Origin of the sequence: Tabrizicola sp., assembly GCF_022842145.1 — a bacterium.
Classification (GTDB): domain Bacteria; phylum Pseudomonadota; class Alphaproteobacteria; order Rhodobacterales; family Rhodobacteraceae; genus Tabrizicola.
Window position 1 is genome coordinate 210,639 of sequence record NZ_JALHQD010000008.1, and the last position, 19,785, is coordinate 230,423.

The following is a 19,785-nucleotide window of genomic DNA, read 5'->3' on the forward strand; positions in this document are numbered from 1 at the left end:
CCTCTCCTCACCGTTGTGTCCGTGCCCAATGGTACAGGCAGATCAGTTCGTAAGCCACATGTGCCCCGGCAATCGCCGTCGCACCCGTGGTGTCGTAGGGGGGCGAGACTTCGACCACATCCCCACCGACAAGGTTGATCCCCGCGAGGTCGCGCAGCATCGCCGCCACCTGCCAGCTTGCCAGCCCACCCCAGACCGGGGTGCCCGTCCCCGGTGCAAAGGCCGGGTCCAGCGCGTCGATGTCGAAGGTCAGGTAGGTCGGTTTGTCGCCCACGATGCCCTTCACCGTCTCGACCACCCGGTCCACGCCCCATTCATGCGCCTCGCGGGCGGTGATGACGTTGACGCCGAGGTAATCCTCGGTCGTGGTGCGGATGCCGATCTGGACGCTGCGCTTGGGGTCCACGGCCCCGGCCTTCACCGCCTTGTAAAGCATCGTCCCATGATCGATCCGTGCCGGATTGTCGTCGGGCCAAAGGTCGGAATGCGCGTCAAAGTGGATGACGCCCAAGGGGCCGAATTTCTCGGCATAGGCCTTCAGGATCGGCCAGGTGATGTAGTGGTCGCCGCCCAGGGTGACCGTCCCTGCCCTGGCTTTCAGGATGGTGCGGATGTGGTTGGTCAGCGTCTCGGGGAACTCCGGCACGTTGGCATAGTCGAAGGCCACGTCGCCGTAGTCGATGACCGACAGGTCCTCCAACGGGTCGGTGCCCCAGCCGGGCGGCGGGTCATAGGGCATCAGTGCCGACGCCTCGCGGATCGCGCGGGGGCCGAAACGGGTGCCCGCGCGGTGGCTGACCGCCTGGTCGAAAGGCACGCCGGTGATCGCCAGATCGACGCCGGTCAGATCCCTGGTGTAGGTCCGCCGCAGAAAGCTGGTCGCGCCGCCGAAGGCGTTTTCAAAGGAGTAGCCCCGGTGCGAATTCCGGGTGAACGCAGTGTCGACCTGCGTCTTCGCGTCTTCAAGTGCCATGAGTGGTCTCGGGTCAGTCGGCGCAGTCGTTCAGCGGAGACGCGCGGATCCGGTGTCGCCACCAAACCTGCACGGCCCTTCCAAGTCAAGCGTTTGATCAAATCAGCCGATCTTGTGCCCTTCCCGCACCAGCTCGTCCGTGACCTGCCGGATCGCCTTTTCCAGAGTTTCCGCCACGAAATCGACCTGGCCTTCGGTGATGGTCAGCGGCGGCGACATCACGTTCAGATGCCCGATGGGCCGCACCATCAGCCCCATCGCCTCGGCCGCGTCCGAGATCCGTTTGCTCTCGTTCACCCCGTCCGGCAGCGGCTCCTTGGTCAGTTTCGAGGCGACGTTTTCCACGCAGACCATCAGCCGCCGCCCCCGGACCTGACCGACCAGCGGCAGCGCCTCCAGCCCCTGCAACCGCTCGACGAAATAATCCCCCACGACCGCCGCGTTCTCCAAAAGCCCCTCGCGCTCGATGATCTCGATCGATTTCAGAGCCGCCGCACAGGACACCGGATGGCCGGAATAGGTGAAGCCGGACGTGAACCAACGCTCACCTTTCGCCGCCATCCCCTCCCAGATCCGGTCACTGAAGATCAGCGCCCCCAGGGGCAGATAGCCCGAGGTCAGCCCCTTGGCGCAGGTGATCATGTCCGGCACCACGCCAAACTCGGCCTCACTTGCGAACCAATGCCCCAGCCGCCCGAAGGCCGTCACCACCTCGTCGGCGATGAACAGGATGTCGTGGCGCTGGCACACTTCCCACATCCGGCGCAGATAGCCGGGGGGCGGCACGATCACCCCGCCGCTCGCCTGGATCGGTTCGGCGATGAACCCGCCGATCCTATCCGCGCCCACGCGGTCGATCAGCGCCTCGTATTCCGCCACCAGCGCGTCGCAGAACTGGTCCTCGGTCATCCCCTCGGGCCGCCGGTACGGGTTCGGCGCGGTCAGGTGGTGGATGCCGTCGTGCTTGTAACGAAACTCCTCCACCCGGTCGCCGGGGCGCTTGCCGACCGATTGCGACAGGTAGGTGGAGCCGTGATAGGAATGGTCCCGCGCCACGATATCGGTCTTCTCGGGCCGCCCCATGCAGGTCTGCCAGTACCAGACCATGCGCACCGCGGTGTCCACCGCCGTGGAGCCGCCGGTCGTCAGATGCACCCGGTTCAGATCGCCGGGGGCCAGTTCCGCCAGCTTGGCCGACAGCCGTGCCGAGGGTTCGTTCGTCACATCGACAAAACTGTTCGAAAACGCCAGCCGCTCCACCTGTTCGGCAATCGCCTGCGCCATCTCCTTGCGGCCCAACCCGACGTTGGTGCACCACATGCCCCCCACGGCATCCAGATACTGCCGCCCCTCGGCATCCCAAAGGTAACAGCCCTCCCCCCGACTGATCACCAGCGACCCTTCTCGCTCGAAGGGGCCAAAGTTCGTCCAGGGGTGCAGAGCGTGGCTCCGGTCCATCTCCCAAAGGGAATTCGGGGTGGGCCGTGCCAGGGCCAGGGGGGCGGTCATGTCGGGTCTCCGTCGTTGAATGACACAAATGGATAACAACGCCAGACTAGCAGTTTGATCAAAACCCGGCCACCCCCCGCCTGGTTCCAATGGTTGGGGGTCCCCCAGATATGGTGTCCAAAGGTTGATCCGGGCCCCATCAGGACCGGGACAGCCGCCCCCCGACGCCGCTGCCGATTCGCATTCATCTTTGCGGAAATATCCCCCGCGGAGCGTCCGCCGCCGGGCCCATGCGCAAACCTGTCAAAAAAGCTTCTGCCTGGCCTTCGCCACGCTGAACCCATGCCCATCCGGATTGGTGCAGGTCATGCCGGTCTTTGCCGACACGCAAGAGATCCCGCCCAGCGATACCGCCTCACCATAGGGCAGGACGGCATTGCCGGGGTCCTGCACCGTATCGCCGACGCAAGCCAGCACCCCCTTGCCCGCCGCACCGACCGCAAAGGCCATGCCCCAATCCAGATCGCATCCCGCCGGAGGCCGGGTGTAGGTCGGCACATACTCCCGCAGATCGCAACGCGCCTCGGCGGTGCCGTCGAAGATGTACATCGCGCAATGGATGTTGCCGGTGGGCGACTGGAAGCCGAGGTAGTCGTCGGCAAAGGCGGGGCCAGCCAGAAGCATGGCCGCAAGAACGACAGGCAGCTTCAAAACGAACTCCTTTCCTGCGAAAAGGGCACCCCGGTGACCCCGAAACCGGCTCCAGAAGGCGCGCAGATGTCCGCACTCGTCAAGGCTGGTCTTGCCTACGTCATCCCGGTCTTCGCCGTGGCCTTCGTGCTGGGCGCCCTAAGGGTCACCTTCGTGGCCCCGGCGCTTGGTCCCCTCGCCGCCGTGGCGCTGGAGGTGCCGCTGGTCCTCGCGCTGTCCTGGGTCGTGGCAGGCCTGGTCCTTGCGCGCTGGCCGCTGCGGGACAAGCGTCCTGCCCTGGCACTTCTGGCCTTCGCGCTTCTGATGGCCCTGGAGCTTGCCACCGCCCTCGCCTTTGGCCAGACGCCCGCGCAGTTCCTGACCGCCATGACCACGCCCGCCGGGGCGCTTGGTCTTGCCGGCCAGATCGGCTTTGCCCTGATCCCGCTTGTCCGTCAGGCCAGAGGCTGAGCCCGCTCGACCAGCCGCGCAAAGAAGCTGGCACCCACCGGGGCCGCCTCGTCGTTGAAGTCGAAAGCCGCATGATGCAGCCCCGCCCCCGGCCCGGTCCCCAGGAACAGATAGGCCCCCGGCCGCGCCTCCAGCATGTAGCTGAAATCCTCAGACCCCATCTCACGGGCCGCCCGCGCATCCACCGCCTCGTCACCCGACACTTCCCGGGCAACCTCGGCCGCGAAATCCGCCTCTTCCTCGTGGTTAATCGTGGCGGGATAGCCCCAGTCGTAGTTGATGTCCGCCTTGACCCCGTAAGCCGTCGCGTGCCCCTCGACGATCTCGTGGAACCGCTTCTTCAACAGCGCCCGCACATCCGGCTTGAAGCAGCGGATGGTGGCCGCAAAGAACCCCTCTTCGGGGATGATGTTCGACGCGGTGCCGGTGTGGATCATGGTGACCGAGATCACCGCTTCGTCCAGCGCATAGATGTTGCGCGGGATGATGGTCTGCACCGCCTGCACCATGCCGACGATCGCCACCACCGGATCGACGCATTCATGCGGCGTGGCCCCATGCCCGCCCTTGCCGGTGACCTTCACGACCGCAGTATCGACCGAGGCCATCAGCGGCCCGGGCGTCGTGTGGAAATGCCCGAAAGGCACGTTCGGAGCGTTGTGGATGCCGTAGACCTGCCCGATCCCGAAGCGGTCCATGATGCCTTCCTGCACCATGACCTGCCCGCCGCCGCCATCCTCCTCGGCCGGCTGAAAGATCAGCGCCACGCTGCCCGCGAAGTTCCGCGTCTCGGCCAGATATTTCGCCGCGCCCAGAAGCATGGTCACATGCCCGTCATGCCCGCAGGCATGCATCTTGCCCGGCACCGTGCTGGCGTAAGGCGCGCCGGTCAGCTCCTCGATCGGCAGCGCGTCCATGTCCGCGCGCAACCCGATCACCGGCCCCTCGGCCCGCCCCTTGATCAGTGCCACGATCCCGGTCTTCGCGATCCCCTCATGGATCTCGTCCACCCCCATCTCGCGCAGCCGCTCCACGATCCAGGCGGCGGTCTGGTGGCATTCGAAGGCCAGCTCCGGATGCTGGTGCAGATACCGCCGCCAGCCCTTCATTTCCTCGGAGTATGAGGCGATACGGTTCAGAACGGGCATGTCGGCGATCCTCGCGGGCGGGTTGAGATGTCTTTGATCAAATCCGAAAACCAAGGCCGCCGCAATTGGGGAAGCGGTCGTGGCGGATCACGACCGCCTGACTTGCCAGCCGCCCCGTCCATGTTTCACGTCATGCATCCCGGCCCGCGGGGGCTACCATCGCCGCCGCGCCCGCCCTACTCTGGCCGCGCATCCATGCGCGAGGCCCCATGACGTCCGTTTCCGACCTCCCCCCCTTCGGCATCGACCGCCTTCTCGCCATCATGGCCGCGCTGCGCGACCCTGACACGGGCTGCCCCTGGGACATCGAGCAGACCTTCGCCACCATCGCCCCCTACACGCTGGAGGAGGCCTTCGAGGTCGCCGATGCCATCGACCGCAAGGCCTGGCCCGACCTGAAAAGCGAACTCGGCGACCTTCTCTTCCAGACCGTATACCACGCCCAGATGGCGTCCGAGGCCGGACACTTCTCCTTCTCCGATGTCGTCGAAACCATCTCCGACAAGATGATCGCCCGCCACCCGCACGTCTTCGGAGACCAATCCCGCGACAAGACGCCCGAACAGCAGACCCGCGACTGGGAGGCGCAGAAGGCCGCCGAACGCGGTCCCGCCAGAACCCTCGACGGCATCGCCCAGTCCCTCCCCGCCCTCACCCGCGCGTTGAAACTGCAGAACCGCGCCGCCCGCGTCGGGTTCGACTGGCCCTCGACCGGTGAGGTGCTGGACAAGCTGGTCGAGGAAGCCCGCGAGGTGGTCGAGGCGCGCGACACCCTCACCCAGACCGAAGTCACCGAGGAAATCGGTGACCTCCTCTTCGTCATCGCCAACCTCGCCCGCCACCTTAAGGTCGATCCCGAAGCCGCGCTCCGCGCCGCCAACCAGAAATTCACCCGCCGCTTCGCCCGGATCGAGGACTGGCTGGCCGAAACCGGCCGCACTCCCGCCGACAGCGACCTTGCCGAGATGGACGCCCTGTGGAACCGCGCCAAGGCCGAAGACAAGGCGCAACTCTAGCCTTTCATCTTTGCCCAAATATCCCCGCCGGAGGCTCCGTCACAGCCACCGGGGGCAAGGCGCTGGCGACAAAAATGTCCGAGTGTTTCACTCAACCTCTTGACCAAAGTAAAATAGTCGGATTTAAGCACCAGGGTAAACCCGATTAAGGAGTCAGCAATGCTGCGCCTCTCGACCCTCGCCCTTCTCGCCTGCTCGGTTCCCGCACTGGCCCAGGAAATCAACGTCTACTCGCACCGTCAGCCGGAACTGATCCAGCCCCTCGTCGACGCCTTCACCGCCGAGACCGGGATCGCCGTCAACGTGGCCTTCGTCGACAAGGGCATGGCCGAGCGTCTGGTGGCCGAGGGCGACCGCTCGCCCGCCGACCTGGTTCTGACCGTGGACATCGCCCGCCTTATGCAGATCGTCGAGGCCGACGTGGTCCAGCCTGTGCAGTCCGATGTGCTGGAAGCCAACATCCCCGCCGAGCTTCGCGATCCCGAGGACAAGTGGTTCGGCCTGACCGCCCGCGCCCGCATCATCTATGCCTCCAAGGACCGCGTCGCAGCGAGCGAAGTCACCACCTACGAGGACCTCGCCTCGGACAAGTGGAAGGGCCGCATCTGCTCGCGCTCGGGACTGCACGACTACAACGTCGCCCTTCTGGGCGCGATCATCGCCCACCACGACGAGGCCTATGCCACCACCTGGGCCGAGGGCGTGAAGGCCAACCTTGCCCGCAAGCCCGACGGCGGCGACCGCGACCAGGTCAAGGCGATCGCGGCCGGCGAATGCGACATCGCCATCGGCAACACCTACTACATGGGCCAGATGCTGGCGGACCCCGAGCAGGTTCCGGCCGCGGAATCGGTGAACATCGTCTTCCCGACCTTCGAGGCCGGTGGAACGCACCTGAACATCTCGGGCGTGGCGATGACCAAAGCCGCGCCCAACCGTGAAAACGCGCTGAAGTTCATGGAATGGCTGTCCGGCGATGCCGCCCAGAAGATCTATGCCGAGACGAACCACGAATACCCGGTCAAAACCGGCGTCGAACGTTCGGCCCTTGTCGCCTCCTGGGGCGAGTTCACCCCGGACGCCAAGACCCTGGCCGAAATCGCGGCCCAGCGTCCCGCCGCGGTGAAGATCATGGAGACGGTCGACTTCGACGGCTGACCCCGCCGGGATCTTCTGCAATCACCAACGCCTGCGGCCGGCCCGGACAACCGGGCCGGCCGATCGCGGTACCCACACCCCGAATTTGGGACGGGATACAACTGGCCCGTCCAATAGCGAGACGTGCGCTCTCAGCGGCTACGAGCTTCGCCCATAGCCCCGCGTCAGGTCGCGCAGGCGGGTCAGGATGGCTTCCTGCTCCAAGGAGACGCGCCAGGGCGCACCCTGAGCCAACCCGCCGGTGGTGGCGACCATCGGAATGTCGGGCTCATGATGCTCGGCCACCACTGCCATCGCCCATTTTTCAAACTGGCGCTTCGGGACCGGCCCCGCCTCGGTCAGGCGGATCGCGTCATGCCGGGGATCGGCCTTGATCCGGGCATACAGCGTCTCGACGGCCGCTTGCGGCCCTTCCAGCACCTGGGCGAACCAGTCATCGTAAAGCATGAGCGCCCCGGTGATCCCGAGGCCTGCATTCTTCAGCCGCGCGATCTTCAGGATCTCGGCCAGCGCGGCATCGTCCTTTGCAGGCAAAAGGCTGTGGCTGCGGTAGATCAGGCGGTAGCAGGGGCCGGTGGTGGCCGCCGGCTCGGCAGTCTTGGTCTCGGTGCCCATGTCTCACTCCCCCATGCGCGATGATGTCTCCCCCGTGGCGCGCGACGCTCAGGGCACGATGACCCCGCGCCCGGCGAAGCGGCGGTTCTTGAAGTCGTCCAGCGCCACGTTGATGTCGTCCAGACTGTACTGGGCGTAGTGCATCTTGACCTTGCCGTCGGCGTTCAGCTCCATCAGCTCGACCAGTTCGGTGTAGTTGCCGACCAGGCTGCCGCCGATGTTGATCTCGTTGATCACCAGATGCGCGGTCGGCACCTCGATCTTGCCGCCATAGCCGATCATGATCAGCTCTCCGCCCGGCCGGACCATCTTCCAGCACAGGTTTTCCACGCCAAGCTCGCCGACGAAATCCATCACCACCTGCGCGCCGCCGCCGGTGATCTCTTTGATCTCCTCGACGATGTTCGGCCCGCCATCCAGCACGAAATCGGCACCAAGTTCCTTGCAGAGCTGGCGCGCGGCCGGTTCGCGGTCGACCGCGATGATCCGGCAGCCCGAGATTTCGTGCAGACACTGCAGCGCGATATGGCCAAGGCCGCCCACGCCGACGATCACGCAATAGGCGCCTGGCCGCAGGCTTTTCGCCGCCTTCTTCGCCGCGCGGTAGGCGGTGATGCCCGCATCGGCCATCGGGGCCACGTCCAGCGGCGTCACGTTGGGGTTCAGCTTGATCAGGCTGCGTTCCGAGGTCAGAAAGTATTCGGCAAAGCCACCGTCCAGGCCCAGGCCGGGAAAGAGGCTGTGTTCGCAGTGCATGTCGTCGCCGTACCGGCACGACAGGCAGATGCCGCAGGTCCGGTGCGGGTGACAGATCACCGTATCGCCATGCTTGACCGAGGTGACGTTCGACCCGACATCCTCGACCCAGCCCGCGTTCTCATGGCCCATGATGTAGGGCAGAAGATTGCCGCCCTGATCCATGATGTCCTTCCAGACGCCTTCGATGATGTGCAGGTCGGTGCGGCAAAGGCCCGCCGCCCCCACCTTCACGATCACGTCGTTCGGGCCCATGATGGTCGGGGACTTGACCGTCTCGATCTTCAGCTGGACGTTCATCGCGGGGTCGTATTCGTAAAGTCTGGCAGCTTTCATGTCAGCGCCCTTTCTGTTCGTGAGTGGTCATTTCCGGCCAAGCTTTTCCGCACCGCCGCCAAGGGCTCCGCCCGCTGTCGGGTCCTCGTCTTCCTTGAGATCGGCAATCAGGGTTTCGGTCGTCAGGATCAGCGTCGCCACCGACCCCGCGTTCATCAGGGCCGCACAGGTCACCCGGACCGGATCGACCACACCGGCGACCATCAGATCCTCGAACCGGCCCGTGGCGGCGTTGTAGCCCTGGTTTCCGGTCATGGCGCTGACCTTGCTAACCACGTCGTTCGGTTCGGCCCCGGCGTTGAAGGCGATCCGCGCCAAGGGCAGCGTCAGGACCGACTGGACCAGTTCCACCCCCTTGCGGATGTCGCCGGTGACGGTCTGGGATAGCGTCGCCAGCGCCGGGGCAACCCGGGCCAGCGCGACCCCGCCACCGACAAGAACACCCTCTTCGGCCGCCGCGCGCACGGCGTTCAGGGAATCCTCGATCAACTGGATGGTGCGCTTCTGTTCGACCGGGGTCACACCGCCCGCAAGGATCGTGGCCGTCCCGCCGCACAGCTTGGCGAGGCGTTCCTGCAGCTTGTCCTTGTCGACATTGGGCGGCGCCAGTTCGTAAAGCCGCTGGACCTGCGCGCGGCGGGCGGCGATGGCCTGGGCGTCACCATGGCCGCGGATGATCTTGGTGTCGGACTGGGTGGATTCGATCCGGTCGGCCCCGCCCATGTCGTCGCGGGTGATCGCCTCCAGACTGTCGCCCAGATCGCGCGACAGGACCTTGCCGCCGGTGATGATCGCCAGATCCTCCATCATGTTGCGGCGCCAGTGGCCGAACTCGGGCGGGTGGACGACCAAGAACTTGCCCGGGCCTTCCTTGCCAAGAAGCGTCATCAACACTTCGGGCGAGGTTTCCTCGGACAGGATCACCAGCGGGCGCTTGTCGGCGGCGGCAATCGCCTTGGCCGCGTCCAGCTGGCTGGCGGTCTTCATCTTGATGTCGGTCAGGACGATATAGGGGTTCTCCACCACCGCCTTCATCGCATCCAGATCGGTGACCATGTGGTGCGAGATGTAGCCACGGTCGAAGGCCATGCCGTCGACGACATCCAGGGTCGAGACATTGCCGGTGCCGTAGTCGGTGGTGATGACCCCCTGCGCGCCGACGCGGCGGAAGGCTTCGGCCACCAGCGACCCCAGGTCGGCATCGGACGCGCTGATCCGGGCCACGGCGGACAGAAGCGCGTCATCCGTGGCAGGCTTCGCGGCCGCGCGCAGGGCCGAGGTCGTGGTTTCCACCGCAAGCGCGATGCCACGGCACAGCTCCACCGGCTTGGCACCCTTGTCGATCAGCGCCACACCCTGCTGGATCATCCCGTTCGCCAGCACGATCGACGTCGTGGTCCCGTCGCCCGCCACGTCGTTCGTCTGCATCGAGACTTCGCGCACCACTTGCGCGCCCATGTTCTCGAAGCGGTCGAACAGCTCGATCTCGGAGGCGATTGAAACTCCGTCGCGGCTGATCAGCGGCGTGCCGATCGGGCGGTCGATCATCGCGTTCATGCCCATCGGCCCCAGCGTGGATTCGACCGCCGCGCTTAGCCTTTGCACGCCATGCGCCAGGGCGCGACGGGCGTCATTTCCGTGAATCATCAGTTTCGGCATGGTCTTCTCCTGCGCGCAAATCCGGGGCCCTGGGGCCGCTAGTGAAAGGTTCTGGTCGAGTTGGCGCCGTCCGGCAGGTCGGCGGGCACGAAGTCCACCAGAACCGGAACCTCGCCCGACAGGTCGGCCTGCTTGTAGCGGGTGGCCTTCAATCCCCGGCAGAGCGAGCCCGAGAATTCCATGTTGATCCGCACCGACCGCAACAGCTGCATGTAGTCGCGGAAGCCGTCTGCGGTCAGCGCCGTGCCGTCATAGTCCGGCAAGGCCCGGTCCGACGGCTGCCGGGCCAATCCCTTGGCCTTCAGGATCGCCAGATAGCGTCCGGTCTGGCGGGCGTCTTCGGGGTCCGGAAACGCGACGGCCTCCAGCTCGGCCAGGGTCATGTCGACCAGCCATTCCGGCGAATAGGTCAGCGCCTGCAACGCCTTGATCACCACTTCCTGACGCCGCTGAAACGCCTTGCGGTCGAACTTCTCGCGCAGGGCGCTCAGGTCCTCGCCGGGATGCAGGTCCTCGAACACCGACCCGAAACTGCGGCCGGCGTTGATCGCCGCGTTCATCTCGTCGCCCGACATATGGTCGAGGAGCGTGATCACGGCCCGCGAGACCCAGGGCAGGACCTCGACCTCGCGCTTGATGCTTTCGGCCATGAGAAAGGCGAAGTTGGGCGAGCACCAGTAGGTCGGCAGCCGGAAGCTGACCTGCACCTCCCGGGGGTCGTCGTCGTGCAAGGAAGGGGTGATGGACACCGACTCCACGAAACCGAGATCTGTCACGGCCTCGTCAAGTTCGGGGTCCATCACCAAGTCCAGCCGCGCCCAGACCTGCTCAAGTGGGGGTTCTGCAAGCAATTCTGCGGGGAGACGTGGCGCGACTGGCATTGGGGTCACTCCGCCGCGATCATCATCGGCTGCTTGGCGAACTCTGCCTTGCGGGCCGCGATGTCGATGTTGTAGAGCCGCGCCGCATTCAGGCCGAGGATCTTTTCCTTGATCTCGTCCGTCAGCTGGATGCCGACCCGTTCGGCCGAGATATCCTCGGGGATCTGGCAGGCCCAGAACTTCTCGACCAGCCACTTCGGCGTCCAGATCGCATAGTCCGACCCGAACAGCATCTTGTCCGGCCCGATCCAGAACAGCAGTTCCGCGATCACCTCGGCGAAATAGCGCGGCCGGGTGTGGATGAAGGGCAGCGCAACGGCGAGGCCCGCATAGACGTTGGTTTCCTGGGTGGCGATCCAGCAGAAGTCGTCCAGACGCGGGAGGCCTGCGTGTTCGATGATCCAGTTCAGGTTCTGGAAATCGGTCGCCGCATAGTCGACGTCATGGACATCGAACGCATCCTTGTTCAGCGGGATGATCGTCGGGCCCTTGTGAACGTGGATGTTCTTGATGCCCAGCTTCTCGCACAGCTCGAAGCACTTGTAGGCATCCGGATCGTTCAGCCGCCAGCCCTTGGAAGACCCGTTCCATTCGGCCGTGTACATCTTCACGCCTTGGATGTTGTAGGTTTCCTTCATCCAGTGGATGTACTCCAGCGCCTTTTCGCCATCGCGGGGGTCGAAGGAACCGTTCACGATGAAGCGGTTGGGGTACTTCTTGGCCACCGAGTGGTTGCGCTCGATGGTGTTGAAGCCGTTCTTGTAGAAGTCCTTGAGATAGGTCGAGTTCAGGATCGCAATGTCATCCGGCCCCTCGATGAAGAGGTCGTTGTAAAGCTGATCGGCCGAGTACTTCTCGAACTTCGACTTCTCCCATAGCTGTTCCTTGGGGGACAGGTTGGAGTGGTAGGCGTAAAAGCAGTCGATGAACTGCTTGCCGTGGATGTTGGCTTGATTTTCGGGGCTGCCATCCCAGAAGTGGGTATGGCCGTCGACCACGAAGATCTCCTTGCCTTCAGGAGTGATGAACATGGGAATTGCCTTTCGGACATCGCGGTGGCTGGACGGGTAGCGGGAACGCGGGGGGTGACCCCCGCGTCCGGGGGCCTAGATGAACTCGAGCATCTCGTTCATGTCGCCGTAGAGGATGACGGTGTTGTCGTCGGCGCGGACCATGCGGCCGTAGTGCGTCGACGAGTTCACCTCGAAAAGCTCGGCCGTCATTTCCCGGCCCAGGTATTCGCTGATCTCATCCATCTTGAAGATCATCTTCCCCGTCCCGTCGATCCGGATCAGCGCCGGGTTGTAGGTCACGGTGACCCCCGGCTGCTGGTCCATGAATTCGGCGATGGCGCGGGCCTCGACCGAATCCGACATCGTCACACCGCATTGATGCGAAACGGTTTTCTCGAAGGTGATGTCCTTCATCGCCTTGAAGATGTTGTCGTGGCTGTTGTCGCGAGCGATATTCGACATGATGTTGCCTTTCAGCGTGAGAGGTTGAGTTCGCCAAGGATCTTCGCAAACCGTTCCTCGGACACGGCGCGCGCCTCGTCGAAACTTACCGGCTTGGCGTGGGCCTGGCTCCAGATCGGCTGCATGTTGCGGGCGGCCTTTTCGGCCAGGGCCGCATGCTTCTTGACCCAGGATTGGAACAGCGTGCGGTTCTGCGCGCCGAACACTTCGTCGTTCACCAGGAGGTAGATCAGGTCGATCGTGTTCGCGAGGTTGCGCTCATAGTCGCCTTCGGCGGCCGCAATGACCGAGGGGGTCATGAAGTCGTTGTTGGGCGCGCCGGCCTGCATCAGGAAGCCCGAGCGGAAGAGCTCGCCCACCAGCGGCTCGAAGACCAGGTTGATGGCGAAGTACTGCTCCAGATAGTCGGTGCAGCCCATGATCGTCTCGACCGCCTCGCGGGCGCCCTGCCAGATCGGGTCTTCCAGCCAGGCCCGCTTGCCCGCCTCGTCATCCCAGCCCGCGATGTCCATGCCGATCTCGGCCAGGTACAGCGTGATGTCCTGCGACAGCCGCAGCTTGTAGGACGAGTTGGTCAGCGTGGCGTTGTTGATCATCTGGGTATAGCCGTAGCGCTGCGCCTGCATCAGGCTGGTGCCAAGGCCGAACTCGGCATGTTTCCATGCCCCCAGATGCTTTTGCAGGACCTTGCCCCAAGCCGCATCGAAGGCGTGCTGGGCGCCGGACTTGCGGCCGTTGCTGATGACCGACTGGACCATCACCTCGATGCGCGACTGGCGCTGGTAATGGGTCCGCTCCCATTCCTGATCAGGGGCGCGGAAGGCGTGCCAGTTGCTGCTTTTCGCCTTGGTGCTGTCCTTTTCGTAGGCGCCCCGGCCATTCGGGAAGGCGATGATCCAGTCCTGGATCAGATAGCGTTCCGGATCGGGCTGGACGTCCACCGTGACGTCCTCGTAATGGGTGGCCCGTTTGCCGCGAGGTTCGAAATAGCGGTAGCGCCGGCTTTCGCTGTCGACAAACCGCGCGGCACCTGCCGCTCCCGATCCGACCGAGCTTGATGTGGCAACCATGTCTTTCTCCCTGTGTATGAGGCTTGATTTGCGAGGCTGGGCCTCTGTTTTCAGTGCGCCTTGATGGGCGCGGGCGCGGTGGAGGTCGTGAACTTGTCGAAGAAGGTCCGGTCCGGGTCGAAGTCCTGCAGGAACAGCACCGGCTGCAGCGCGTCGATCATCGGCGGCGGGCCGCAGGCATAGGCGTCCGCGTCACCCTCGATGCCCATCCGCTTCAACTCGGTGCCGACGACCTGGTGGACGAAGCCTTCGGCTCCGGTCCATTCCTCGTCGTCCTGGGCATGGGACAGCACCGGGATGAAGGTGATCGCCGGGTTGGCCGCAGTGATCGCGGCGATCCGGTCCAGATAGAATAGGTCGGCCCGGGTCCGGGCGCCGTAGAAGAAGTAGACCGGCCGATCCTCGCCGCTGGCGATGTGGTCATGCAGGATCGACCAGATCGGCGACATCCCCGAGCCTGCGGCGACCAGCACTATTGGTCCGGTTCGGTTTTCCCGTCGGAAGCAGGATCCGTAGGGTCCGGTGACGGTGACTTCGGCTCCGACTTCGATCCCGCCGCTGTCAAGCTCTCCGGAGAAGCGTCCCTCGGGGTATTTCTTGATGATGAACTTGAGGGTTTGGCCTTGGTCCGGCGTATTTGCCATGGAGAACGAGCGTGTAATCGTCTCCCCCGCTTTGGTCCTGACGGTGATGTCGACATATTGCCCGGCCCAGAATTTCAGTGGGGAGTCCAGCGCGATCTCGATCGACCGGATGTCATGGGTCAGACTTTCCTTGGCGCTGATCCGCCCCTTGAACGCCTTGACGGCGATGGATTTCGACAACAGCTCTTCGTCGAAGTTCAGAAGCTCGATCACCAGGTCATCCTGGGCGATGGAGCGGCACAAGAGGATGCCCCCATTCTCGCGGTCACCATCGCTGAGCGCGAAGGTCGAGTATTTCAGGAGGTCGACCTCACCCTCGACCAGGTTGCACTTGCAGGCCGAACACTGGCCTTCCTTGCAGCCGTGCGGCAGTGAGATGCCTTGGCGGAACGCGGCGTCCAGGATCGTCTCGCCGTCCTCGACTTCGAACTCGACCCCGACGGGCTCCAGACGGACGGTATAGGTGTCGGACATTTTCATGGACCTTTGCAGGACATGTTTCCTTGGACCGGTGCCCGAACGGGCACCGGTTTGGGTGGACATGGGCCGGAAAATCCGGCCCATGCCGCCAGTCGTTAGTGGCAGGGGTTGATCGTGAACCCTTTGGCGTAGTCGGCGAGGTGCGCCTTGCGGGTTGCCTCGTCCATGCCGCGCAGCGTGATCAGTGGCGAGCCGAGCGTGTGGCCGCGCACGTGATCCAGCGTCCACATGTCCTTGTCGTCAAAGCGCAGGTGCGGTTGCGGGATCAGGGTCTTGCCGTCGGAACGGACGAAGTTCAGATCCACGATCGCATCGGCCAGGTCGACGCCGTGATACAGCGTTTCCCATTCGCGCTTGCCCGAGAAGCGGCCCATCGCAGGCGTCGGACGCCCTTGATATTCGTCCGCAAAGGCCTCGACTGCGGTCCAGCGGTCGATCTCGTGGGCGAAGGTGTGCAGCTGTCCGTCGATCTCGTCCACCACCATGTCCTCGCGGATCAGGCAGGGAACCAGGCACGACCAGCAGCGGTGCGGATAGACGTAGCCGACTTCCTCGTTGAAGGTGATGACCTTCTGGCCCGGCTTCGACAGCTTGGCGTACCACTTCCAGAACTCGCCGAATTCCGAGTACCAGCCGGGATACTTGTGCTCGAACCATTCGAAGTCCTTCTCGGTCTGAGCCTCGATCCGCCAGAAGTTCACCGGCCAGCCGACCGCGAAGAATTGGCCCACCTTGTGGACGTAGTTCTTCTTGGTGATCCGCTCCCAGGCCAGCGTCACGTCATCATGGTGGATCTTGATGCCGTACTTCTCCATCGGAAGCATGTAGGTCCGGTAGTAGTCCTCATAGACCCAGCGATGCCACATCTCGGCATAGCTTTCCTTGGTCTTGTCGCGGTCGGTGGTGCCGTATTCGATGAAGGTACCGATGGCGGCATCGACGATCGCGTGGTTCTGCCAGAACGCGTATTTCATGTCGCGTTCGATCAGAAGGTGGTTCTCCGGCTCTTTCAGCGCAGCCATCATCAGCGAGTGGCCGTTGCCGATGTGGCGGCTTTCGTCCGACTGCACCGACAGGAACACCGTCGGCAGCGCATAGTCGCCGTTGCGGGCGGCTTCGGACGGCATGGCCACGAACAGCGTGTTCGTGAAGGCCGTTTCCGCCACGACGGTCAGATACATGCAGGCCGCCGTCATCGCGTCCCCGGTCAGGAACCCCTCGCCGAACTGGCGACCAATGGTGGTGGCATAGCACTTGCCGAACGCCTCTTCGGTGATGTCGAAGCCGGCCGGATCGATGTAGTTCTCCATGTACCACTTCTTCAGGTTCATCTGAATCGTGGAGTGACGGAATTCATCGACCATCTGCATGGTGAAGCCGGTCCGCAGGTCTTCGCCCGGTGCCAGGCGGCTGACCATGGCCATCGAGCGGGCCGCCGAGATTTCCGGGAACGGGATGATCGCCAGGAACAGCTTCATCCACTCGACCCAGCGGGGCTCGACGTTGCGGAACATGTCGCCGCGCAGCGCCGCATCCAGCGCGCCGTAGACACGGTTGTCCTTTTCCTCCTGCATCGAGAAATAGGACCGCAGCACCTGCTTCATCGGATCGCGCGGGGCCTTGGTGATCTTGTAGTCGGACGGGTAGGTCATCGCTTCCTGGACATAGGAAGGATTCCACCCGAGATCCGAGATCTTCTTGGTCGCATCGGCAACAGAAATGCCCTTCTGCGATGTGATCTTGTTCAGCGTCAGTGTCGACATTGTTGCTCACCTTTTATGTTGAGTATGTTGTGGGCATTGCCGTCGGCAAAGGTCCGGGGAACCAAAGTCTCGCTTGAAACTCTGGCTATCCAACACGCTGGATCAGTTTCACGAATTGTGAATTTCATTCGCAACGCAAGGCCTCCCTTCCTTCGTTCTTGAGCTGCATGGATCGATCCGCAGCTTCTTATTTGTAGGCTGACCCTAGGGTCGAGATGCGGTGAGGGCCTAATGGAAAATTGGGTGTAACGCTTTGCAACACAACCGTAACGGAACATTACACTTCCAGTTTCGATGCAACGAATCCGCGCCAATCCCTAAGGTGACTGCAAGCGGACTGCCCCGCAGGAAAGTCATCACGGCGATCATGACCGACGCGAACGAATTCCCCATCCAGATGGCCGAACTGCAGCGGATGCGGGTCGCGCTGGTCATCCTGCTCAGCCAGGAGACCTCCAAGCTTCTCAGCCGCCGCCAGCGCGTGGCCGGCAAGGAGATCGAGCTGATGTGTGCCGAACGCGACCTCAGCGAGCAGCCCGCGAACGAACGCAGCTTGCGGGCTTTGGACATACTGCAGGGCCAGGACCGCGCCGCGAAGGCCGAGCTTGCCGAAACCGAGGGCGAGATCCGGCGCATGGAAGACGTCCTCGCCAAGATCGATGCCGACATCAGCCGCCTGTGCCAGGCCTGAGGGGACTGACCATGAAGGACGAACGCGCCCATCTGCAGCTTTTCGATCTGATCGCCCGCGAGTGGCGCCTGCCCACGCCGGTGACGGAAGCGGTGTTCAATGCCTCCAACACCGCCGTCGCGTTCGGCTGTGCCGATGGCAGCATCCACCTTGCCAGCACCAGCGACAAATCCTCGCCCAACCAGCGCACCCGCCGCGCCGTGGACACCGGACGGGTCACCATCGCGCCGAGGGAAGGCCACGTGGCCCCGCTGCGTGTGGCCGACCACACCGACGGGCGCAGCTCGACCATCGGGCAACACGGCGAGAACAACTTTCTCTTTGCCAAGGACAGCGGAAGGATCAACACGCTGACCCCCGGCGGGCTCTCGGTCCACGTGCCGCAGCGCGCCTCGGGACCGATCCGGGCCGTCGCGGCCAGGCCGGATGGCGGTGCCATCGCCTGGGCCAGCGGTTCCGATGTCCAGGTCGGCAGCGGCACGGACGATCAGACCCTGCCCCACCCTGCCCCGGTCCAAGCCATCGCCTATAGCCCCGACGGCGACACATTGGCGGTGGCCCATGCGGCGGGAATGCTGCTCTGGACGCTTACGCCCGCTCCGTCCGCCCGCGACATCGCCCTGCCCGCCGCTCCGGCCGCATTCAGGTGGAGCGACGACGGCACGCACCTTGCCGTCCTGCTTGAGACCGACGGCTTCTGTCTGGTCGCAGCAGACAGCATCGAAATGCAGCATTTCGGCAGTTTTCCCGCCGCCGTCCGCTCGGTCGGCTTCAACCTTGGCCGGCAGACGGTGGTTGCTTCTGGCGCCTATCGGCCCGCCGCATGGTCGCTGGCCGGGCGCGAGAACCTGATCAGCGGCAAGTCCGGCCTGATCCTGATCGACGCAATCGCGACCTGCCCGACGCGCAACCTTGTCGCGGTCGGCTATGCGAACGGGTTGGTCAGCCTGGCCGAAATCGGTCAGCCGACCGAGATCCTTCTGCGCGAGAACACCGGGGCCGCGATTCGCAGTCTTGCCTGGTCCGGATGCGGAAACTTCCTCGCCCTGGCCGGGGCGGATGGGACCGCCGCCCTCGTCGAATTTCCTGAAGCCATGTTCAAAACCACCGGAGGATGACCATCATGCCGCACCCCCAGGCCGCCGAACTGACCGAGGAAGAGCGCAGCAAGGACGCGTTCTTTCAGCGCATCGCCCTGGTGGGCGAAGAGATGATCGCAGCCCATGGCAGGGAATTCGCCACCGGCGCTTTCGTCCTTGCCGCGCGCTGGATCAGCGAAGGACGCATGGGGGCGAAGGCGGCCGCTGGCGGGCAGACCCGGCACAACTGACCAGGCGGGAAAACGGGGGGGATTGTAACGCTCTGTTACAAATCGGCGGCGTTGACGCTACGTAAAACAATGAGTCGGGCGGAACTGCGCCCCTGTGTTAACGTGTTCGCAGACCGCCCAAAAATAAAGCAACCAAAGTCACCAAATGACGGTAGCGGGGAGGAACAGGGTTGGACATCTTTTCCAAGAAGACGGGTCCGCGCGCAGAGGATGCCCAGGCCCGGCAGCACCTTCAGCGCAACTGGGGCACGATCGAAAAGCTGGCTGACACGCTCAGCGGCGGCAAGTACTCGGCCGACAAGGCCAAGCGCGCCGCACCGCCGCCGCAGCCCGAGGGGCTGATCATCGTCGACCAGGCCAGACCGCGCGTGGCCGATGATCCCGAACCCTATCTCCGGATCAGCACGAATGGTCGTGTCGTGGTGGCCGACGCCAATTCCGGGGTCCAGGTCCATTTCCTGGGTCAATTGAAGCGCGTCGACGGAACAGTCCGCTTTCTGATCGCTTCGGCGGAAAACGGGTTCTTCAGCCCGATCGATTCAGATTTACAGACCAAGATCGAAGATTTGGCAGGCCGGGCGATCAATCGCGACTATCCGGAGGAAGAACTGGCCCGGGATCTCAAACAAAGACTTGGGATCAAGTGACACCTGGTTTCCATCAAGCCGTAAAGATGCGGAAGGGCTACCCTTGCCACTTTGAAAGTGGCTCGAATTAAATCCACGGGAGGGGATTTAATTATGAGTTCGAATGAGCACTCGCGCAGTTCGGGCTCGGATCTCGGGTTCGACTTTGCCACTTTCGATCCGCGTGAAACCACAAAGGCATGGAACCGCTTTCTCGCCAATCGCAATGTGCCCAGTCTCCCGCTGAAGGGGGTCCGATCGGTCATCTACCAGTCGTGGCAACGCTCCAATACCGTCGGCGTGAAGCCCGAACAATTCGCCGCCCCGGTGGTCGAGAGTCGTCTTCCCATCGACAAGTCCGCACATGACAACGCCGAGCTGCGGCGTGCGACACTGGCCTCGCTGAACCATATCGGCACCCTCCTGTCGGGTGCGGAAGCGATGCTGATCCTGACCGACCGCAAGGGCGTGATCCTCGACACCGTCGGCGACACCTCGACGCTGAACAAGGCCCGGAAGATCAACCTGACCGTGGGCGGCGTCTGGAGCGAGGA

The 19,785-nt window shown here is 63.9% G+C and carries 20 protein-coding genes and 1 pseudogene; 8 read left to right on the forward strand and 13 right to left on the reverse strand.

The window, feature by feature from the left end:
* Positions 1 to 7 precede the first annotated feature (7 nt).
* From speB to Q0C42_RS17940, 3 genes are all read right to left on the reverse strand, one after another.
* On the reverse strand, positions 8 to 973 hold the full coding sequence (gene speB / locus Q0C42_RS17930; protein ID WP_295079150.1) for an agmatinase: 966 nt from the start codon (positions 971 to 973) through the stop codon (positions 8 to 10).
* Positions 974 to 1,075: 102 nt separating this feature from the next.
* Positions 1,076 to 2,482 carry an aminotransferase gene (locus Q0C42_RS17935; RefSeq protein WP_295079153.1) on the reverse strand — a complete coding sequence of 469 codons (1,407 nt, stop codon included), beginning with the start codon at positions 2,480 to 2,482 and terminating at the stop codon, positions 1,076 to 1,078.
* 243 nt (positions 2,483 to 2,725) lie between these two features.
* Positions 2,726 to 3,133, reverse strand: coding sequence for a DUF6636 domain-containing protein (locus tag Q0C42_RS17940; RefSeq protein WP_295079156.1), 408 nt, complete (start codon positions 3,131 to 3,133; stop codon positions 2,726 to 2,728).
* Positions 3,134 to 3,199: 66 nt separating this feature from the next.
* On the opposite strand from Q0C42_RS17940, the gene Q0C42_RS17945 reads away from it, so the two are divergent.
* Complete coding sequence (locus tag Q0C42_RS17945; protein WP_295079159.1) at positions 3,200 to 3,583, forward strand: hypothetical protein; 384 nt, start codon at positions 3,200 to 3,202, stop codon at positions 3,581 to 3,583.
* On the opposite strand, the gene Q0C42_RS17950 is transcribed toward Q0C42_RS17945, so the two are convergent.
* A complete protein-coding gene (locus Q0C42_RS17950) occupies positions 3,568 to 4,731 on the reverse strand; it encodes a M20 aminoacylase family protein (RefSeq protein ID WP_295079162.1) in 1,164 nt (387 codons plus the stop codon). The two genes, Q0C42_RS17945 and Q0C42_RS17950, sit on opposite strands and share 16 nt — an antisense overlap.
* A 209-nt stretch (positions 4,732 to 4,940) precedes the next feature.
* Here Q0C42_RS17950 and mazG point away from each other — a divergent pair, with 209 nt between their 5' ends.
* Together mazG and Q0C42_RS17960 are read left to right on the forward strand one after the other, a co-directional pair.
* Positions 4,941 to 5,747, forward strand: a complete 807-nt coding sequence (mazG, locus tag Q0C42_RS17955) for a nucleoside triphosphate pyrophosphohydrolase (RefSeq protein WP_295079165.1) — start codon at positions 4,941 to 4,943, stop codon at positions 5,745 to 5,747.
* Between the two features lie 159 nt (positions 5,748 to 5,906).
* Positions 5,907 to 6,905 carry a Fe(3+) ABC transporter substrate-binding protein gene (locus tag Q0C42_RS17960; RefSeq protein ID WP_295079168.1) on the forward strand — a complete coding sequence of 333 codons (999 nt, stop codon included), beginning with the start codon at positions 5,907 to 5,909 and terminating at the stop codon, positions 6,903 to 6,905.
* A 138-nt stretch (positions 6,906 to 7,043) separates the two neighbouring features.
* Here the strand turns inward: Q0C42_RS17960 and Q0C42_RS17965 are convergent, their stop codons facing one another.
* The 9 genes from Q0C42_RS17965 to Q0C42_RS18005 all read right to left on the reverse strand — a co-directional run bounded on the left by Q0C42_RS17965 (position 7,044) and on the right by Q0C42_RS18005 (position 16,584).
* The gene (locus Q0C42_RS17965; protein WP_295079171.1) at positions 7,044 to 7,520 is read right to left on the reverse strand and encodes a BLUF domain-containing protein; all 477 of its coding nucleotides are present in this window, start codon (positions 7,518 to 7,520) and stop codon (positions 7,044 to 7,046) included.
* A gap of 48 nt (positions 7,521 to 7,568) precedes the next feature.
* Complete coding sequence (locus Q0C42_RS17970) at positions 7,569 to 8,612, reverse strand: NAD(P)-dependent alcohol dehydrogenase (RefSeq protein WP_295079174.1); 1,044 nt, start codon at positions 8,610 to 8,612, stop codon at positions 7,569 to 7,571.
* A gap of 27 nt (positions 8,613 to 8,639) precedes the next feature.
* Positions 8,640 to 10,271, reverse strand: coding sequence for a chaperonin GroEL (gene groEL / locus Q0C42_RS17975; RefSeq protein ID WP_295079176.1), 1,632 nt, complete (start codon positions 10,269 to 10,271; stop codon positions 8,640 to 8,642).
* A 38-nt stretch (positions 10,272 to 10,309) separates the two neighbouring features.
* On the reverse strand, positions 10,310 to 11,152 hold the full coding sequence (locus Q0C42_RS17980) for an iron-sulfur cluster assembly protein (protein ID WP_295079179.1): 843 nt from the start codon (positions 11,150 to 11,152) through the stop codon (positions 10,310 to 10,312).
* Positions 11,153 to 11,157: 5 nt separating this feature from the next.
* The gene (locus tag Q0C42_RS17985; RefSeq protein ID WP_295079182.1) at positions 11,158 to 12,183 is read right to left on the reverse strand and encodes an amidohydrolase family protein; all 1,026 of its coding nucleotides are present in this window, start codon (positions 12,181 to 12,183) and stop codon (positions 11,158 to 11,160) included.
* Between the two features lie 75 nt (positions 12,184 to 12,258).
* Entirely contained in the window at positions 12,259 to 12,627 is a 369-nt protein-coding gene (locus tag Q0C42_RS17990) for an MmoB/DmpM family protein (RefSeq protein ID WP_295079185.1), read from the reverse strand.
* Positions 12,628 to 12,638: 11 nt separating this feature from the next.
* The gene (locus Q0C42_RS17995) at positions 12,639 to 13,697 is read right to left on the reverse strand and encodes an aromatic/alkene monooxygenase hydroxylase subunit beta (RefSeq protein ID WP_295079188.1); all 1,059 of its coding nucleotides are present in this window, start codon (positions 13,695 to 13,697) and stop codon (positions 12,639 to 12,641) included.
* A 50-nt stretch (positions 13,698 to 13,747) separates the two neighbouring features.
* The gene (locus Q0C42_RS18000) at positions 13,748 to 14,821 is read right to left on the reverse strand and encodes an NADH:ubiquinone reductase (Na(+)-transporting) subunit F (RefSeq protein ID WP_295079191.1); all 1,074 of its coding nucleotides are present in this window, start codon (positions 14,819 to 14,821) and stop codon (positions 13,748 to 13,750) included.
* A 95-nt stretch (positions 14,822 to 14,916) separates the two neighbouring features.
* Entirely contained in the window at positions 14,917 to 16,584 is a 1,668-nt protein-coding gene (locus tag Q0C42_RS18005) for an aromatic/alkene/methane monooxygenase hydroxylase/oxygenase subunit alpha (protein WP_295079194.1), read from the reverse strand.
* Between the two features lie 367 nt (positions 16,585 to 16,951).
* On the opposite strand from Q0C42_RS18005, the gene Q0C42_RS18010 reads away from it, so the two are divergent.
* The 5 genes and pseudogenes from Q0C42_RS18010 to Q0C42_RS18030 all read left to right on the forward strand — a co-directional run.
* Positions 16,952 to 17,275 (forward strand): hypothetical protein, encoded by a 324-nt coding sequence (locus tag Q0C42_RS18010; RefSeq protein ID WP_295079197.1) that lies wholly within the window; start codon positions 16,952 to 16,954, stop codon positions 17,273 to 17,275.
* Between the two features lie 11 nt (positions 17,276 to 17,286).
* Complete coding sequence (locus tag Q0C42_RS18015) at positions 17,287 to 18,393, forward strand: WD40 repeat domain-containing protein (protein ID WP_295079200.1); 1,107 nt, start codon at positions 17,287 to 17,289, stop codon at positions 18,391 to 18,393.
* A gap of 5 nt (positions 18,394 to 18,398) precedes the next feature.
* On the forward strand, positions 18,399 to 18,605 hold the full coding sequence (locus tag Q0C42_RS18020) for a hypothetical protein (protein ID WP_295079202.1): 207 nt from the start codon (positions 18,399 to 18,401) through the stop codon (positions 18,603 to 18,605).
* Between the two features lie 170 nt (positions 18,606 to 18,775).
* Positions 18,776 to 19,252: a hypothetical protein gene (locus Q0C42_RS18025; protein ID WP_295079204.1), complete on the forward strand. Its 477-nt coding sequence runs from the start codon at positions 18,776 to 18,778 to the stop codon at positions 19,250 to 19,252.
* A 93-nt stretch (positions 19,253 to 19,345) separates the two neighbouring features.
* Positions 19,346 to 19,785 (forward strand): annotated as a pseudogene (locus Q0C42_RS18030) (hypothetical protein); the annotation flags it as partial.

Bases quoted from the DNA above. Each gene is read 5' to 3' on its own strand.
- Q0C42_RS17990 (WP_295079185.1), bottom strand. From the start codon at position 12,627: ATGTCGAATATCGCTCGCGACAACAGCCACGACAACATCTTCAAGGCG.
- groEL (WP_295079176.1), bottom strand. From the start codon at position 10,271: ATGCCGAAACTGATGATTCACGGAAATGACGCCCGTCGCGCCCTGGCG.
- Q0C42_RS17985 (WP_295079182.1), bottom strand. From the start codon at position 12,183: ATGTTCATCACTCCTGAAGGCAAGGAGATCTTCGTGGTCGACGGCCAT.
- Q0C42_RS17965 (WP_295079171.1), bottom strand. From the start codon at position 7,520: ATGGGCACCGAGACCAAGACTGCCGAGCCGGCGGCCACCACCGGCCCC.
- Q0C42_RS17935 (WP_295079153.1), bottom strand. From the start codon at position 2,482: ATGACCGCCCCCCTGGCCCTGGCACGGCCCACCCCGAATTCCCTTTGG.
- Q0C42_RS18020 (WP_295079202.1), top strand. From the start codon at position 18,399: ATGCCGCACCCCCAGGCCGCCGAACTGACCGAGGAAGAGCGCAGCAAG.
- Q0C42_RS17995 (WP_295079188.1), bottom strand. From the start codon at position 13,697: ATGGTTGCCACATCAAGCTCGGTCGGATCGGGAGCGGCAGGTGCCGCG.
- Q0C42_RS18005 (WP_295079194.1), bottom strand. From the start codon at position 16,584: ATGTCGACACTGACGCTGAACAAGATCACATCGCAGAAGGGCATTTCT.
- Q0C42_RS18015 (WP_295079200.1), top strand. From the start codon at position 17,287: ATGAAGGACGAACGCGCCCATCTGCAGCTTTTCGATCTGATCGCCCGC.
- Q0C42_RS17970 (WP_295079174.1), bottom strand. From the start codon at position 8,612: ATGAAAGCTGCCAGACTTTACGAATACGACCCCGCGATGAACGTCCAG.
- Q0C42_RS17980 (WP_295079179.1), bottom strand. From the start codon at position 11,152: ATGCCAGTCGCGCCACGTCTCCCCGCAGAATTGCTTGCAGAACCCCCA.
- Q0C42_RS17950 (WP_295079162.1), bottom strand. From the start codon at position 4,731: ATGCCCGTTCTGAACCGTATCGCCTCATACTCCGAGGAAATGAAGGGC.
- Q0C42_RS18010 (WP_295079197.1), top strand. From the start codon at position 16,952: ATGACCGACGCGAACGAATTCCCCATCCAGATGGCCGAACTGCAGCGG.
- Q0C42_RS18000 (WP_295079191.1), bottom strand. From the start codon at position 14,821: ATGAAAATGTCCGACACCTATACCGTCCGTCTGGAGCCCGTCGGGGTC.
- Q0C42_RS17945 (WP_295079159.1), top strand. From the start codon at position 3,200: ATGTCCGCACTCGTCAAGGCTGGTCTTGCCTACGTCATCCCGGTCTTC.
- speB (WP_295079150.1), bottom strand. From the start codon at position 973: ATGGCACTTGAAGACGCGAAGACGCAGGTCGACACTGCGTTCACCCGG.
- Q0C42_RS17960 (WP_295079168.1), top strand. From the start codon at position 5,907: ATGCTGCGCCTCTCGACCCTCGCCCTTCTCGCCTGCTCGGTTCCCGCA.
- mazG (WP_295079165.1), top strand. From the start codon at position 4,941: ATGACGTCCGTTTCCGACCTCCCCCCCTTCGGCATCGACCGCCTTCTC.